Origin of the sequence: Streptobacillus notomytis (genome assembly GCF_001902585.1) — a bacterium.
Taxonomy (GTDB): Bacteria; Fusobacteriota; Fusobacteriia; order Fusobacteriales; family Leptotrichiaceae; genus Streptobacillus; species Streptobacillus notomytis.
Genome location: NZ_LKKV01000146.1, coordinates 1 through 860, shown reverse-complemented (window position 1 = coordinate 860; position 860 = coordinate 1). Strand labels below are relative to the sequence as shown.

Annotated in this window: 1 pseudogene; it reads left to right on the top strand. The window is 24.3% G+C overall.

Features of this window, described 5'->3' with window-relative positions:
- A pseudogene (locus BUE91_RS07225) lies at positions 1–860 on the top strand (hypothetical protein); the annotation flags it as partial.

The window sequence follows — 860 nt, the reverse complement described above, 5'->3', positions numbered from 1 at the left end:
TATCAAATGCAGAGGTTTCGGGAATTAAGGGAACAAGTAGGATATTAGGTCATTATTCAGGTTCACTTTATGGAGATTCTCCTCTTAGATACATTCCTAAAATTTTATTTGATGAGATACATTTAAGTGGTAAACTATGGGGAATATCTCATTTAATAAGAATATTTGAAAAAGAAGGATATATTACAATTGGTTCTTTTTTAAACTATGGTTCATTTAAATTAACTAAGCTATCTAAAGAAATTAAAGACGTAGATGAATTTAATAGAATAATTAACAAAGTAGGAAAAGATATTTATAAAAAGATAAAAATAGAACCTAATGGAAAATATTCAAGTGTAGGTATATGGACACAAGCCCCTAAAGAATTTTTCTATCTTTTACCGGGATATAATTCATTTTTTGATTATAGAGATATAAATCCAGATGAACTAGGTCCGGATTATTTATATAATAATGGAATTAGATATTCAAAATTACCTTATGAATTACAAGATTATTATAATAAGATAGCTAGATCTTCATCATCTTATTTTAAATCAAATGCTTTAGTTAGTAATAATATTCAATCAAAATATTATTATAGATTAGAAACAGGAACAAATTATTTTGATAGAGATTTTCAAAAATATGTTATAAATGAAATAATAAGCAGCTATAAATTTAAAAAATTTAATGAATTACCATCGGATGCATGGAAATTAATACGTGATGGTTTTTCATTTGTATTTAATAAAAAAGGTAAAATTAATGATATTGTAAATCTTTTACCAAGTTTTCAGGAAATAATTAGAAATCCTTATGAAATTAAGGGTGTAGATATGTTTAGAAATGCTTATTATCATCAAAGTGAAAAGGAT